Below are 15,531 nucleotides of genomic sequence, written 5' to 3'. Positions count from 1 at the left end.
TATCCGGCATATCTTGAGCAAATGACTTGCAAAGTCCCGGCTTGTTGTGACCTTTCGCCGAGAAGACACCCTGAAAACACCGGGGTCCGAAGTGTTTTCCGGGCATTTTTCACTTTTGCCCTGCGGTTTGTGCATGGCCATGTGGCCCGCACGCCAAAGTTGAGTTGCTTCCAATTCTATACAGTGTCTCCAAATTGAATTAACTATTGGATAACTGGCGTAGTTGCCGCCGGTTCAGGGGACGTCTCTGCAATGGATGGGACAATGGATGACGTGGTTCGGGGCACAGTATCTTTGCCCGGGCGCCCTGGTGTTTAGCGCCCTCGCGGTGTTGTAGGAGGTAAAATGGTCAGGTCCGTTATTTCGAGGCTGTCGTGCCTCTGTTTTCTGATTTCAGCACTCATGATCGGAAGCGCGAAAGAGGGTGCGGCCCTTGGTGGCGGCTTCATCATAACCTCAGTTCCGACGCCGAACGGGGGAAGCATCTTTTTCAACAACATCCCATTTACCGGAACGGCCTTTGTTTCTCTGGGGGGATCGGGGCAGGTTCCCGGCGGCAGTTTCTATTTCAACAACGGCATTTTGAACCAGAGTGCGATCACGCCCGCCGGCCTTGCTTCCCTTGGCTATATCGGCGCAACCATTCTCAGTCAGGATGGCGCGGATTCCACATATGCGGCAGACGGGTACATGGGGATTACGTTTACCGCGCGTGAAACCGTCGGTGGGCCGCTTTATCGCTATGAGATCGCGTTGTCCGGTGTAACGAACACTCAAATCGTGAACACGCGCGTTCTGGTGGATACAACACAGCCAACTGCAACGATCGGGGTCTTGACGCCGACCGGCAGCGGAACGTTTCAAGCAACCATTACCCTGAGCGAACCAAGCACCGATTTCACCGTGGGCGACCTGTCCGTCACCAATGCAACGGCCACTCTGACCGGGTCCGGCACCAGCTATGTCGCCACTTTGACGCCCCAGAACAACGGCACCATCGAGCTTTTCATTCCGGCAGGGGTGTTCTCGGACGCGGCTGGGAATCTGAACCTTGAGTCAAACAGGGTCAGCACGCTTCAGGCCGTGACAAATGCTCAACGTCAGATTCAGGCGTTCCAGAACGCCCGGGCCAACAGCCTTGTGACGAACCAGCCGAAACTGACCCAGTTTCTGCAAGGTTCGGGGTCGGGTATACTGGACGCTTCGGTCACGCAGGGCTCGGGGTATCTGAATTTCGCCAGTGATCCGGCGCGGCCTTTCTGGTTCAGTGTGACCGGCAACTGGAGTTCGCAGGATGATTTTGACAACTCCTATGCACTGGCAGTTGTCGGGGCTCATCGCCAGATCAATTCGAACCTGTTGATCGGTGCCATGCTTCAGTTCGACTATGCCGAAACGGAAAACGGCCCGGCCAGCGTGGACGGTACGGGCTGGCTGGTTGGTCCTTATGTGGTGGCAAAATTGCCCAATCATTCGGTGTTTCTTGAAGGGCGCGTTCTTTATGGTCAGGCCGACAACAACATCTCTCCGTTTGGCACCTACGAGGACAGTTTCGACAGTGACCGTTGGCTGGTCCAGTCGCGCGTAACCGGTGAGATAAAGCGTGGCGCCCTGACATTGATGCCTTTGCTGGACGTAAGTTATGCCAGCGACGATCAGAAAGCTTATACCGACAGCCTGGGCAATCTGATTCCACAGCAGGATTTCAGTTTGACGACGGCACGGTTGGGTGTCGATTTCAGTCACCCGTTGCAAGTGTCACGAGGAGAGATGATGCTGACGGGTGGGCTTTCTGGGATTTGGAGCACGACTTCGGGTACCGGGACCGCCCCGGGCGTGACACCGATTGGCGATACCGCCCGTGCCCGCGCGGATCTGGGCCTGGACTACCGGCTGGAAAACAACAGCTTGCTTGCAGCAAACGTGTTCTACGATGGCATTGGTGAAAGCGGTTTCGAAAACTACAGCATCAGCCTGATCTGGCAAATGGCATTCTGACCTTGGGGCGAAACTGGATCGCGGATCAGGTCTCGCCCCGGGCGCAATGGCTTTCAGGCATTCGCTTTGTTCTGAAGCAAGATATCAAGCGGCACAATCTCGAGCGCGCGTTGATGGGTCGCCTCCAGGTGAACCTTTGGCGCGCATCCTTCGTCATGGGCCTGTAGGAACCGGCCGGCACACAGACACCAGCTGTCACCGGGCTTGAGACCCGGGAAATCGAATTCGGGCCGAGCCGTGCTCAGATCATTGCCGACGTATTTCGAGAATGCCAGAAACTCGGCCGTCATCACGGCACAAACGGTATGGCTGCCCTGATCCTCGGGGCAGGTATTGCACGCACCATCCCGAAAGAACCCGGTCAGAGGATCGCGTGAGCAGGGCGCCAGAACGCCGCCGAGTACATTGATACTGTCTTGTTTCTGCATGAACACACCTTACAGGCTTTCTGCGATCTTGCGGAACATTTCGATATTCTGGTCGTTTACGCCAGTGTCGCGGAATTTCCGATCAGCGCCGGTAGACACAATCAGAACGCCGCGAGGTTGGTTGAAATAGATGTATTGCCCATACACGCCCCGGGCCAGAAACTCTCCCTCATGGGCGCCGCGCGGGATCCACCACTGGTACCCATATCCAATCTTCCCCTGAGCGGTCGGGGCGCTGGGTTGAGTTGCCTCGAATATCCAGTCGGCGGGCACCACATGCCGGCCGTTCAATTCCCCATCTTGCAGGATCATTTGCCCGAACCGCGCAAAGTCACGTGTCGTGAAATTCAATCCGCCCAGAACAAATGCGACACCGGCGCCGTCAGTGACATAATACCCGTCCCGCTCAAGGCCCAGGGGCTGAAGGATTTTCTCCGTCAAAAGATCCGCGACACTGCGACCGGTCGCCCCGCGTATCACCATGCCCAATACATGCGTGTCTATGGAAACGTATTGCCAGGTTTCACCGGGGGGCGCGAAACTGTCCTGCAATGAGGCCGCGAAATCGTCCAGTTCACCGCCCAGGGCAATCACACGGCCCATCCTGTTGATGTCAGATTTCGGGTCCAGATAATCTTCGTCAAACGTGACGCCGCTGGCCATGTTCAGAACGTTCCGAATTGTCGCCCTGTCATATGCGCTGCCTGCAAGTTTGGGGGCGTATTTGACGACGGGATCATCCAATGAATCGATTGCGCCCTCTTGCAGGAGAATGCCGAAAAGCGCCGACAGATAACTTTTTGCCACTGACCACGAAATCCGGCGATCATCGGGACCGGTGCCCAGATAGTATTCCTCGAACCGGATCTTGCCGTTCTGCATAATGAGCAAAGAAGTGACCGAGCGTTCATTGATCCAAGTGTCGGTGCCTTCCGGAAGATCGAAACCTTCGCCGTAGGGCAATTCCCATGTCGGGGCGTTTCCACGCGGCAGATCCACGGTCAGAAAGGCTTCATCCATATGCGAAAAGTTGTGAACGATCTTGTCCTCGGCAAACAGAGAGTTCACCGCCATCAGGCGCTGTAACTCTTCGCGTTTCCAAAGCCCAACGGCAGCGGCGGCCAAAGCCAGCGCCAGCGCAATGCGCAGAACCCACTTCAGTATGGACCGCATCGCATAGCCTCCCTTGTTTGCGTGTATTGGAACGCGGACATCCCTCTTTCGCAACGCCGACGTAACGGAAAGAGGGCGGGGCGTTATTTGAACTTGTCCAACAGTTTCTGCATGGCCGACCGTTCGTCGGCCGGTGGCTTCGGAGGTGCCTTAGATGCGGTTTCAGCTTTTGGAGCGGCCGTCTTGGACGACCGGGGCGGAGCAGTGCGCAGGGCCACCGCGTTCATGAATTTTCCACCATCATCCCGGGCCAAATGGGGCGCGCCGTCCGAAACACCCCGAAGAACGTCGTCCAGCCAGTCACTCTCGGATTTCGCAAAGTCGCTCAGAACATAAGCCGAGACCATTTCCTTGCGGCCCGGATGTCCGATCCCAAGCCGGACACGGTCATATGCTGCGCCTATATGGTCGTGGATCGAGCGCAGACCATTATGCCCAGCGTGTCCGCCGCCCGCCTTTACCCGCACTTTGCCCGGGGCGAGGTCCAACTCGTCATGGAACACGACAACATCTGTGGACTCGAGCTTGTAGAAACGCATCGCTTCACCCACGGATTGACCGGACCGGTTCATGAAGGTCTGCGGTTTCAGCAAAAGGATTTTTTCAGACCCTAACCGCCCTTCCGAGATTTCGCCCTGAAACTTGGATTTCCATGGGCCAAACCCATGATCTTCCGCAATCCGCTCCACAGCCATGAACCCGATGTTGTGCCGGTTTCGGACGTATTTCTGCCCTGGGTTTCCCAATCCGACAAAGAGTTTCATGACCAAGCTCCGCCTCTGTAGCCTCGAGGCTATGTGATGCCCGGAATTGCCATGGAAATCCAGCCAGCGCCGCGCGTCTTGGCCATAAAAAAACGGGGCTCGTCAGAACCCCGTTTCAAAATCCTGACGTTTGATCCGGATTTATTCTTCTTCTTTGCCGACGACTTCGACTTCGTCGACTGCAACTTCGGCTTCTTCACCTTCTTCGTCGTCGCTTGTCGACAGACCGGTCGGTGCCGAGACGTTTGCGATCACGAAGTCGCGGTCGATGGTCGGCTTGGTGCCTTTGGGCAGTTCAACCGACGAAATGGTGACGACGTCGTTGATGTTCATTCCGGCCACATCGACGGTGATCTTCTCAGGAATGTCACCTGCGGTGCACAACAGCTCGACTTCCGGGCGGACAACGGTCAGCACGCCGCCCTTCTTGATGCCGGGGGCTTCATCTTCGTTGATGAATTCAACCGGAATGTACAGCGCGATCTTGGTGGTCCGGCGCAGGCGCATCAGGTCCAAGTGGGTCGGCAGGTCTTTGACGACATCACGCTGAACGTCGCGGCAGATGACGCGAACGTCTTCATGGCCTTCGACTTTCAGGTTCCACAGGGTCGACTTGAAGCGACCGGCCTTCAGGCGCTTGAACAGTTCGTTGAACGGAATCTGAATCGGCAGCGGATCTTTGTCGCCGCCAAACACTACGCCCGGAACCATGCCTTCGCGGCGAGTTTTGCGAGCGGCGCCCTTGCCTGTCCCCGTCCGTTCCAGAGCTACGAGATCAGGAATCTCTCCAGCCATGATAATTCTCCAATGTTAGGGCGGGTATCCTCCAAGGCTGTATACCCGCGTGAAGCCGCGTCCTTATCTCGATTCATCCGGTTTGGAAAGGGGTAATTCACAGCTTGCCCTTTTGTGGGGCTCAGCCGCGCGCTCCGAAGTGTTCTTCGCCAGATCAGTGAAGGGCCCGCTGCTTCATCTGGCCACAAATATCCCGGGGGAGACGCCCGGAACGGGCGGCGGGGGCAGAGCCCCAAATCTCCCGCGGGCTCAGCCTTGCCAGCGACCACCAAAATCTTCTGGTACCAGAAGATTTTGCGCCCCCAGTGCGCTAACGGTTTTTTCACCGCACAGCGCCATTGTTGTGTCAAGTTCCTTCTGGATCACTTCCAGCGCGGTGGTGACGCCTCTCTGGCCCATGGCGCCCAGCCCATAAACGAATGCGCGTCCGATATACGTCCCCCTGGCCCCCAGCGCCAATGCCTTGAGCACGTCCTGACCCGAGCGGATACCACTGTCCAGGTGCACTTCGACATCATTGCCGACAGCGTCCATGATTTCGGGCAATACCCGGATCGAGCTGAGCGCACCATCCAGCTGACGCCCGCCATGGTTCGACACGACAATGGCATCCGCTCCCAGCTTGGCAGCCATTTTGGCATCTTCCGCGTCGAGTATCCCTTTCAGGATCACCTTTCCGCCCCACTGTTCCATCAGTTTTTCGACTTTACTCCAGTCGAGGGTGGGGTCGAACTGTTCAGCGGTCCAGGCCCCCAGTGAAGACGCGTCCGAGATACCTTGCACATGTCCCACTATATTGCCGAACTCGCGCCGCTTGGCCCGCAGCATTTCAATGCCCCAGGCCCATTTGGTCATCAGGTTCGCGATGGTCTTCGCGGTCAGCTTGGGGGGTGCGGACAGGCCGTTCTTCAGGTCTTTGTGCCGTTGGCCCAGAATCTGCAGATCCAACGTAATCACCAGCGCCGAACACCCGGCGTCCTTGGCCCGCTGGATCAGACGGCTGACATAGTCAGCGTCCTTCATCGTGTAGAGCTGAAACCAGAACGGCTTGTCGGTGTGCTCGGCCACGTCTTCGATCGAGTTGATCGACATTGTGGAAAGGGTAAAGGGAACACCAAAATCCTCTGCGGCTTTGGCGGCCTTCATCTCTCCGTCCGCATGCTGCATCCCCGTCAACCCGACCGGGGCCAACGCGACCGGCATTGACACCTTCTGGCCGATCATTTCAGAGGCAGTCGAACGCCCGGACATATCAACGGCAACCCGCTGACGCAGGCGGATCTTTTCAAAATCGGAACTGTTTTCGCGGAATGTCTGTTCCGTCCAACTGCCGCTTTCAGCGTAGTCGTAGAACATCCGCGGCACGCGACGCTCGTAAATGCGCCTGAGGTCTTCAATATTGGTTATCACAGGCATGACTTAGACCTCCGAACTTACTGGTTCGTTTTCCTTACCAATGCATGTCAAAGCCTGCAATGATCTGGCCCGGCGGCGGGCTGTCAAAAAAGCCTGCCCCAGAACAGTCTGCGGCAGGCTTTTTAGTGTGTTGTTTTATCTGCCGGATCAGGCGCTATGGGCGCCATCCGACAGGGACTTCACAAAATCCAGCACTTCGTCGACCGGTTTGCCTGCACCGATCTGGCTGACGATCGCCGATCCGACTACGGCACCATCTGCCACGGACGCGATATTGCGGGATTTCTCGGGCGTATTGATGCCAAAGCCCACGATCACCGGCAACTCGGTCGCGGCCTTGATGCGGGCAACCTCGGGGGCCACATCCGTTGCCTGCGCCTCGGCCGCGCCGGTGATGCCAGTGATTGAGACGTAATACACGAAGCCCGAGGTGTTTTGCAGAACGCGCGGCAGGCGCTGGTCATCCGTGGTAGGTGTTGCAAGACGAATGAAGTTCAGCCCGGCCGCCTGCGCAGGCAGGCAAAGCTCTTCGTCTTCCTCGGGCGGCAGATCGACAACGATCAGCCCGTCAATACCGGCATCTTTGGCATCGGCCAGAAAAGCCTCGACACCCCGGCTGTAAATCGGGTTGTAGTACCCCATCAGGACAATTGGTGTCGTGTCATCTGTTTCCCTGAACGCGCGCGCCAGATCCAATGTGCGCTGCAACGTCATCCCGCCGTCCAGCGCGCGTTGGCCCGCCGCCTGAATTGTGGGGCCATCCGCCATCGGATCAGTGAAAGGCAAACCAAGTTCGATGATGTCCACACCCGCGCCGGGCAGGCCTTTGACCAAGTCGAGCGAGGTGTCATAGTCTGGGTCCCCTGCCATCACATAGGCAACAAAAGCCTTCTTTCCTTCGGCTTTCAGGGCGGCAAACTTGGCGTCGATACGGGTCATCGGATGTCCTTGCAATCGGGTTTGGACCCGTGTGCAGAAACTTTGACCGAAAATCAATCCCGCCAACGCAGGAATAGCTCAGAAGCCCAGATGGTACCGCAGCAGAACCGCGTTTACACCAGGGTTCTCATCATTGGTGCTGGCGTTCGATTTGTGCGTGATCGCAACTGACATTCTGTTGCCGTTGTTCAGGTTATATCCAAGACCCAAAAGGCTGCGGATCTGAAAGTCTCCGCCCAGGTCGTTCTGGTCGTTGCTGGCATTGAAGTACCCTGGCATGACACTGCCTTCGACGAACCAGCGCTCACCCAGAGAATACAGCCCGACCAGCCCCACACCGATATGCGTATCCCCGTCTTCGTCCACAGAAAACGCAGCACCCCAGCCAGCACTGAACCGAGTTGCCTGGTGAAAAGGAGAGTGATGGTACTCGAGAGCGATCAGTGCCTGATCTTCGGACGTCGCCTCGGAAAAATCTGAATACCCGGCACCAAAAACTACCGTCTGAGCATGGGCTGTAGCAAATGTAGAGACCGTCAGTACGGCTGCAAGAAGTAGTTTTTCCATTATATTCTGCCATTTAATTTGGTCGCGCTATGTTAATTGTTCATCCTACCCTTCGTTTTTCAGGACCGACAAGAACACGATTTGAGAACAATTTCGTGATGTGGCCGAAGGGACTCAAACAAAGTCGCCCGGCAATCACTTGCGCATTGATGCGGACCTGCATAGAAGCTGCGTTCGTATTCTATGCAGGAGGCCGTTATGGGCTTTAAGATGGGAATCGTGGGTCTGCCGAATGTGGGCAAGTCGACCCTGTTCAATGCGTTGACCAAAACCGCTGCCGCGCAAGCCGCGAACTTCCCGTTCTGCACGATTGAGCCCAATGTCGGCGATGTGGCCGTGCCGGATGAGCGGCTCGACAAGTTGGCCGCAATCGCGTCGTCAAAACAGATCATCCCGACGCGCATGACATTCGTGGATATCGCCGGTCTGGTGAAGGGGGCCTCGAAAGGCGAGGGGCTGGGGAACCAGTTTCTGGCAAATATTCGCGAGGTCGATGCCATCGCCCATGTCCTGCGCTGTTTCGAAGATGGCGACGTGACCCATGTAGAAGGCCGCATCGATCCAGTGGCCGACGCCGAGACCATCGAGACCGAGCTGATGCTGGCCGATCTGGAAAGCATCGAAAAGCGCCGTGCCAACCTGGTGCGCAAGCTGAAAGGCAATGACAAAGAGGCCCAACAGCAGGACCGCCTGCTTGCCGAAGCGCAAAAGATACTGGAGAGCGGCAAACCTGCACGGTTGGTCGAGGTTTCGGACGAGGATGCCAAGGCCTGGAAGATGTTGCAGCTGCTGACCACCAAGCCGGTTCTTTATGTTTGCAACGTGTCCGAGGAAGAGGCCGCTGAAGGCAACGAATACTCGGCGAAAGTTGCCGAGATGGCTGCCGCCCAAGGCAACTCTCACGTCATCATCAGCGCCAAGATCGAAGAAGAGATCAGCCTGCTTGAAGCGGACGAGGCACAGATGTTCCTTGAGGAAATGGGTCTGGAAGAGCCCGGCCTCGACCGTCTGATCCGTGCCGGGTACGACCTGCTGAAACTGGAAACCTATTTTACGGTCGGCCCGAAAGAGGCCCGCGCCTGGACCATCCGCACCGGCACCGCTGCACCGCAGGCGGCTGGTGTCATTCATGGTGATTTCGAAAAGGGATTCATCCGCGCCGAGACCATCGCCTATGACGACTTCATCGCCTGCAACGGCGAGCAGGGGGCGAAAGAGGCAGGCAAGATGCGGGCCGAGGGGAAAAGCTATATCGTCAAGGATGGCGACGTGATGCATTTCCTGTTCAACACCTGACGCCATTTGCCCTGTGCCGACATCAGGGCGTTTCGTTCAAGCTGCATTGTCGAATCAGCCACCCGCCGTCCGGCTGTCTGTACAAAACGTTGAGAGATGTGCCGTCATCTGTCGTTCCTTCGCGGAAAGTCGCAAGGCACCAGCCGATTTGGCCGTCTATGCCAGCCTGCACGACTTCGATGACTTTGTCCTCGCCACCTTCCTCCAGCCATTCCGCGTGTATTGTTTCAATGGCCGTTCGTCCTTTGGCTGCGGGACCAAAAGGTGAGTATAGCTCTGCGTCTTTGGCGAAAAACGATGCGCACCCAGCTGCGTTTCGGGATCGGTAGCATCCAACATACGCGTCAAACAGTTTTTGAAATACGTCTACAGCGGTCATGCGGTACCTCGCCTTCTTGTTCCCAGCCCCCATTAATGGTGGGCAATCTTATACGACAAAGCACCAGTTTCCGACGCGCCCGCGCTGAAAGACGGTGCTTTCTCTGTGCGGTAATGCAGTTAGAGTGGTCTTTGGCCTGATGTTGGAAATTTGAATCATGATCGAAATCCGCGACCTGCAACTGCTCAGCGCGTTGGCGCGGCACCGCCATTTCGCCAAGGCCGCCGAAGAGTGTGGGATTTCGCAGCCCGCCTTTTCCATGCGCATCCGCAACCTCGAGGATCGGCTGGGCGTGTCCATCGTCCGCCGCGCCAACCGGTTTCAGGGCCTGACCGAAGAGGGCGAGATGATCGTCCAACGGGCGCGGCGTATTCTCGATGACACCAAAGCACTGGAACAGCAGGTGCTGGCCACCAGGGGCGAGATCACCGGCACGCTGATCCTTGGCGTGATACCGACGGCCATCGCCTTTACTGGGCGTCTTACCAAACGCTTTCGGCAAGCCCATCCTCGCATCGTTACCCGCATCGAAACCATGTCTGCCACCGCCATTCAACACCGGCTGGACGAAGGAAGTCTGGACGCCGGGATAACATATGGCGACAGCATCGGGACTGATCTGCGACAGGTGCAACCTTTGTACGAGGAAACCTATGTTCTGTTGGTTCCGTCACACATGACGGACGAAACCGGCCCCTTGCCTTGGGCGCGCGTGGCTGAATTTCCGCTGAGCCTGCTCGAGCCGCAGATGCAAAACCGGCGTATTCTGGATCGTATCTTTGCCGAACAGGGGCTGCACCCGGACGTGGTCGCCGAAACCAGCGGGTTTACCGCGTCGATGGTGATGGCGCGCGAGGGGCTGGCTGCTACGGTTGTGCCACGTGTCCTTATTCGGGCCTTGGGCGAGTTGCAGGGGACAAAGGTGCTGCCGCTGGTCGATCCGATTGTCAGCAAACCCATTTGTCTGGCCACCCTCAGCCGAGACCCTGAACTGCCAACGGTGCAGGCACTGCGCGCCGTGGTGACGTCTTTACGGTGATAAGATGTCGTTATCGTGCGATTGCAAAAAGCGATTTGACGATATGCTTGCCTGATGAGACACGGGGCCTGAATCGGAGGGCATCATGGCACCATTAGACACCAAGCCATCAGGCGCACCCAAGGGCGTCTGGAAGTCAGGTAAAGGCAAAGGGCGGCACACGCCCAAGGGCCGACAGTTTACGGATGAAGCACAGGCCGAAATTGCGCGCCTGCTGGGCGACCGCCCACGCCGCCGCGACCTGCTGATCGAGTTTCTGCACCTGATTCAGGACACGCACGGCCATATCAGCGCCGACCACATCGCCGCGCTGGCCGTCGAGATGCGGATCGGCCAGGCCGAAATTTACGAGACCGCGACTTTCTATGCCCATTTCGACGTGGTGAAAGAAGGTGAAACGCCGCCCCCCGCGCTGACCATTCGCGTCTGTGATTCCCTGTCCTGCGAAATGGCTGGCGCCCAGCAGTTGAAAAAAGCGTTGGAGGATGGGCTGGACCCGTCCGAAGTGCGCGTTCTGCGCGCGCCCTGCATGGGGCGCTGCGACACGGCGCCGGTGCTGGAAATCGGGCACAACCACATCGACCATGCGACCCCTGAAAAGGTGCAGGCCGCCATTGCCGCCGGGGACACCCACGCCCATCTGCCCGCCTATGAAACCTTCGCGACCTATGTCGAGAACGGCGGTTACGCCAAACTGAAGGAACTGCGCGAAGGCGGCGACTGGGAAGCGGTTCAGGAACAGGTTCTGGCCTCGGGCCTGCGCGGTTTGGGCGGCGCAGGTTTCCCGTCGGGCAAGAAATGGGGCTTTGTCCGCATGAACGACGGCCAGCGTTACCTGGCCGTGAACGGGGACGAGGGCGAGCCGGGCACCTTCAAGGATCGCTACTATCTGGAACGCACGCCGCATGTTTTCCTCGAAGGTATGCTGATCGCTGCCTGGGCGGTTCAGGCCAAGACCTGCTTCATCTACATGCGCGACGAATATCCAGGCGTTCTGGAAATCCTGCGGCGCGAGATCGCGGCTTTGGAACAGGCCGGGATCGTCGAGAAAGGCTATATCGACCTGCGCCGCGGCGCGGGCGCTTACATCTGCGGAGAAGAATCCGCGATGATCGAGTCGATCGAGGGCAAAAAGGGCCTGCCGCGTCACCGCCCGCCCTTCGTGGCGCAGGTCGGCGTATTCGGCCGCCCGACGCTGGTGCACAACGTGGAAACGCTCTACTGGGTGTCCAAAATCTGCCGGGAAGGTCCGGAGATCCTCAATTCGGTTGAAAAGAATGGCCGCAAGGGGCTGCGCAGCTATTCGGTCTCGGGCCGGGTGGCGAAACCCGGCGTCTACCTGCTGCCGGCAGGGTCGACCATTCTTGACGTGATTGATGCCGCCGGGGGCATGGCCGAAGGTCATGTGTTCAAGGCGTATCAACCGGGCGGGCCGTCGTCAGGTCTTCTCCCCTCCAGCATTGACGACGTCCCGCTCGATTTTGACACACTACAGCCGCTGGGCACCTTCATCGGGTCTGCTGCGGTTGTGGTTCTGTCCGATCAGGACACGGCCCGCGATGCGGCGCTGAACATGCTGCGGTTCTTCGAGGACGAAAGCTGTGGCCAGTGCACCCCCTGCCGGGCGGGCTGCGAAAAGGCGGTGAATCTGATGCAGGCCGAGAAGTGGGACGCCGATCTGCTGGAAGATCTGTGCCAGGTGATGGGCGACGCCTCGATCTGCGGTCTGGGGCAGGCGGCCCCGAACCCGATCCGTCTGGTCATGAAACACTTCGCTGAAGAAATCTGAGGGAGACAGAGCCATGCTTGATGCAAGCCCAAACAAGACCGTCACCTTCAACCTGAACGGCGATGACGTCACCGTGCCCGAAGGCACCACCATCTGGGAAGCGGCCAATGGCCGTGGACTGGTGATCCCGCATCTGTGTCACAAACCGGCGCCGGGCTACAAACCCGATGGCAACTGCCGCGCCTGCATGGTCGAGGTCGAGGGCGAGCGTACGCTGGTCGCCTCGTGCATCCGTCCGGCGGCTGACGGGATAGTGGTGAAAACCGACACCGACCGCGCCGAGAAATCGCGCGCCATGGTCATGGAGCTGCTGGTGGCCGACCAGCCCGCGGAAGCGCACGACAAATCGAGCCACTTCTGGGATATGGCCAAGCTGAACGATGTCAGCGACAGCCGCTTTCCGGCGAAAGAGCCCGAGAAAATCCCGTTGCTGGATGACAGCCATGTGGCGATGCGGGTCAATCTGGATGCCTGCATCAACTGCAACCTCTGCGTCCGCGCCTGCCGCGACGTGCAGGTCAATGACGTGATCGGCATGGCCGGGCGCGGGCATACCGCGCAGGTGGTGTTCGACCAGAACGACCCAATGGGCGAGTCGACCTGCGTGGCCTGCGGTGAATGTGTTCAGGCCTGCCCGACCGGCGCTCTGATGCCCGCCACCGTGCTGGACGACCAGCAGCACGGCGACAGCAAGGATTACGATTCCGAAACCGAAAGCGTCTGCCCCTTCTGCGGGGTGGGCTGCAAGGTCAGCCTCAAGGTCAAGGACGGCAAGGTCAAATATGTCGAGGGCATCAACGGCCCCGCCAACGAAGGCCGTCTGTGCGTCAAGGGCCGGTTCGGGTTCGACTATATCCACCACCCGCATCGCCTGACCAAACCGCTGATCCGGCGCGAGGATGCACCGGCAAAAGGTCTGAACGTTGATCCCGGCAACCTGTCGACCCATTTCCGCGAAGCGACCTGGGAAGAAGCGATGGATCTGGCGGCCACCAGACTGATGGCCCTGCGCGACCAAGACCCGCGCAGCGTTGCGGGCTTTGGCTCGGCCAAATGCACCAACGAAGAGGCCTATCTGTTCCAGAAGTTCATCCGTCAGGGTTTCAAACACAACAATGTCGACCACTGCACCCGTCTGTGCCATGCGTCGTCTGTGGCCGCTCTGATCGAGAACGTGGGCTCGGGCGCGGTGACGGCGACCTTCAACGAGATCGAGAACGCTGATGTGGCGATCATCATCGGCGCCAACCCGATCGAGAACCACCCCGTCGCGGCGACCTATTTCAAGCAGTTCGCCAAGCGCGGCGGCAAGCTGATCGTGATGGACCCGCGCGGCGTCGGCATGCGCAAATTTGCAGACGAAATGCTGCAATTCCGGCCAGGTGCCGATGTCTCGATGCTGAACGCGATCATGAACGTGATCGTCGAGGAAGAACTGTATGACAGCCAGTACATCCACCGCTGGACCGAGAACTGGGAGGCCGAGAAAGAGCACCTGCGCCAGTTCACGCCCGAGGCGATGGCGCCGATCTGCGGCATCGAACCGGATCAGCTGCGTCGCGTTGCGCGCACCTTTGCCAATGCCAAGGCGGGTCTGATCTTTTGGGGCATGGGCGTCAGCCAGCATATCCACGGCACCGACAATTCGCGCTGCCTGATCTCGCTGGCATTGATGACCGGGAATGTCGGCAAACCCGGCGCGGGTCTGCACCCTCTGCGGGGCCAGAACAACGTGCAGGGTGCATCAGACGCCGGCCTGATCCCGATGTTCCTGCCGGACTACAAGACGGTGACGGATGACGGCATTCGCGCGCAGTTCACCAATATCTGGAAATCGGATGATTTCTCGAACGAGAAGGGTCTGACCGTCACCGAGATCATTGACCAAGCCTATGCGGGCAACATCAAGGGCATGTACATTCAGGGCGAAAACCCGGCTATGTCCGACCCGGATGTTGGCCACGCACGTGAGGCCCTGGCCAAGCTGGACCTGATGATCGTGCAGGACATCTTCCTGACCGAAACCGCGAACTATGCCGACATCATTCTGCCGGCCTCGGCGCTGTATGAAAAGAACGGCACGGTTTCGAACACCAACCGTCAGGTGCAACGTGTCCGTCCGGCCGTGGCGCCTCCGGGTGAGGCGCGCGAGGATTGGAAGATCACGGTCGAACTGGCGCAGCGCATCGGGCTGAACTGGGACTACTCCGATGTGTCCGAGGTCTTTGCCGAGATGAAACTGACCATGGAGTCGCTTGACAATATCACGTGGGAACGGCTGGAAAACGAGACGATCACCTATCCGTCGCTCAGCGAAACCGATCCCGGCCAGTCTATTGTGTTCGGCGATGGTTTCCCCCGCGCGGGTGGCAAAGCAAGGTTCACTCCGGCCAATGTCATCCCGCCTGATGAGGCGCCCGATGATGAATACCCGATGATTGCCACCACCGGCCGTCAGCTGGAACATTGGCATACCGGTTCAATGACCCGCCGGGCAAAGGTTCTTGACGCGGTCGAGCCAGAGGCCAATTGCTCGATGAACCCGCGCACGCTGAAGCTGATGGGGATTGATCCGGGCGAAATGATCCGCCTGACCACGCGTCGTGGTTCGATTGAAATCATGGTGCGCGCCGACCGGGCCATTGCCGAAGACATGGTGTTCATCCCGTTTGCCTATGTCGAAGCGGCGGCGAACATCCTGACGAACTCGGCCATCGACCCCTACGGCAAGATACCCGAGTTCAAATTCTCGGCCATTCGTGTCGAAAAGATCGAGGATGCGATGGCAGCGGAATAAGATCGCGGCCAGACTGAACAAAGGCGGCCTCTGGAAGGGGGCCGCTTTTTTCTTTGCCGCGCTGTCGTTCAAACGATTGCCCCATCTGACTTGCCCCGGCAATTCGCTGGGTTTTCATTTGGTCGCGGCACCACGCAATTTCCCGCGCTGG

At 58.4% G+C, this 15,531-nt stretch carries 13 protein-coding genes; 5 read left to right on the top strand and 8 right to left on the bottom strand.

The window, feature by feature from the left end; all coding sequences use genetic code 11:
- The first annotated feature begins 402 nt into the window (after window positions 1-402).
- Window positions 403-1,998 carry an Ig-like domain-containing protein gene (locus tag ACR0E2_RS16065; protein WP_480447097.1) on the top strand — a complete coding sequence of 532 codons (1,596 nt, stop codon included), beginning with the start codon at window positions 403-405 and terminating at the stop codon, window positions 1,996-1,998.
- A gap of 53 nt (window positions 1,999-2,051) precedes the next feature.
- Here ACR0E2_RS16065 and ACR0E2_RS16060 read toward each other — a convergent pair whose 3' ends face one another.
- From ACR0E2_RS16060 to ACR0E2_RS16030, 7 genes are all read right to left on the bottom strand, one after another.
- The gene (locus tag ACR0E2_RS16060) at window positions 2,052-2,426 is read right to left on the bottom strand and encodes a DUF2237 family protein (RefSeq protein WP_171117420.1); all 375 of its coding nucleotides are present in this window, start codon (window positions 2,424-2,426) and stop codon (window positions 2,052-2,054) included.
- Between the two features lie 9 nt (window positions 2,427-2,435).
- The gene (locus ACR0E2_RS16055; RefSeq protein WP_480447096.1) at window positions 2,436-3,599 is read right to left on the bottom strand and encodes a serine hydrolase domain-containing protein; all 1,164 of its coding nucleotides are present in this window, start codon (window positions 3,597-3,599) and stop codon (window positions 2,436-2,438) included.
- A gap of 83 nt (window positions 3,600-3,682) precedes the next feature.
- The gene (gene pth / locus ACR0E2_RS16050; RefSeq protein ID WP_480447095.1) at window positions 3,683-4,363 is read right to left on the bottom strand and encodes an aminoacyl-tRNA hydrolase; all 681 of its coding nucleotides are present in this window, start codon (window positions 4,361-4,363) and stop codon (window positions 3,683-3,685) included.
- 141 nt (window positions 4,364-4,504) lie between these two features.
- The gene (locus ACR0E2_RS16045; protein ID WP_152457184.1) at window positions 4,505-5,158 is read right to left on the bottom strand and encodes a 50S ribosomal protein L25/general stress protein Ctc; all 654 of its coding nucleotides are present in this window, start codon (window positions 5,156-5,158) and stop codon (window positions 4,505-4,507) included.
- Window positions 5,159-5,407: 249 nt separating this feature from the next.
- Window positions 5,408-6,574, bottom strand: coding sequence for an alpha-hydroxy acid oxidase (locus ACR0E2_RS16040; RefSeq protein WP_480447094.1), 1,167 nt, complete (start codon window positions 6,572-6,574; stop codon window positions 5,408-5,410).
- A gap of 147 nt (window positions 6,575-6,721) precedes the next feature.
- Window positions 6,722-7,513, bottom strand: a complete 792-nt coding sequence (gene trpA, locus ACR0E2_RS16035) for a tryptophan synthase subunit alpha (protein ID WP_480447093.1) — start codon at window positions 7,511-7,513, stop codon at window positions 6,722-6,724.
- 78 nt (window positions 7,514-7,591) lie between these two features.
- Window positions 7,592-8,080: an acyloxyacyl hydrolase gene (locus ACR0E2_RS16030; RefSeq protein WP_480447092.1), complete on the bottom strand. Its 489-nt coding sequence runs from the start codon at window positions 8,078-8,080 to the stop codon at window positions 7,592-7,594.
- Window positions 8,081-8,278: 198 nt separating this feature from the next.
- Between ACR0E2_RS16030 and ychF the strand changes: the two genes are divergently transcribed.
- Window positions 8,279-9,376, top strand: a complete 1,098-nt coding sequence (gene ychF, locus ACR0E2_RS16025) for a redox-regulated ATPase YchF (protein ID WP_171205607.1) — start codon at window positions 8,279-8,281, stop codon at window positions 9,374-9,376.
- A 22-nt stretch (window positions 9,377-9,398) separates the two neighbouring features.
- Here ychF and ACR0E2_RS16020 read toward each other — a convergent pair whose 3' ends face one another.
- A complete protein-coding gene (locus tag ACR0E2_RS16020; RefSeq protein ID WP_171205608.1) occupies window positions 9,399-9,755 on the bottom strand; it encodes a YybH family protein in 357 nt (118 codons plus the stop codon).
- Window positions 9,756-9,912: 157 nt separating this feature from the next.
- Here ACR0E2_RS16020 and ACR0E2_RS16015 point away from each other — a divergent pair, with 157 nt between their 5' ends.
- From ACR0E2_RS16015 to fdhF, 3 genes are all read left to right on the top strand, one after another.
- Window positions 9,913-10,794 (top strand): LysR family transcriptional regulator, encoded by an 882-nt coding sequence (locus tag ACR0E2_RS16015; RefSeq protein WP_152457190.1) that lies wholly within the window; start codon window positions 9,913-9,915, stop codon window positions 10,792-10,794.
- Between the two features lie 85 nt (window positions 10,795-10,879).
- Complete coding sequence (locus tag ACR0E2_RS16010; protein ID WP_480447090.1) at window positions 10,880-12,583, top strand: NAD(P)H-dependent oxidoreductase subunit E; 1,704 nt, start codon at window positions 10,880-10,882, stop codon at window positions 12,581-12,583.
- A 13-nt stretch (window positions 12,584-12,596) separates the two neighbouring features.
- Window positions 12,597-15,380, top strand: a complete 2,784-nt coding sequence (gene fdhF, locus ACR0E2_RS16005; protein ID WP_480447089.1) for a formate dehydrogenase subunit alpha — start codon at window positions 12,597-12,599, stop codon at window positions 15,378-15,380.
- Window positions 15,381-15,531: the final 151 nt, after the last annotated feature.

It is taken from the genome of Ruegeria sp. A4, from assembly GCF_056543025.1.
Note: the sequence above shows the minus strand (reverse complement) of the source record. Positions and strands in the feature narration are given on the sequence as shown.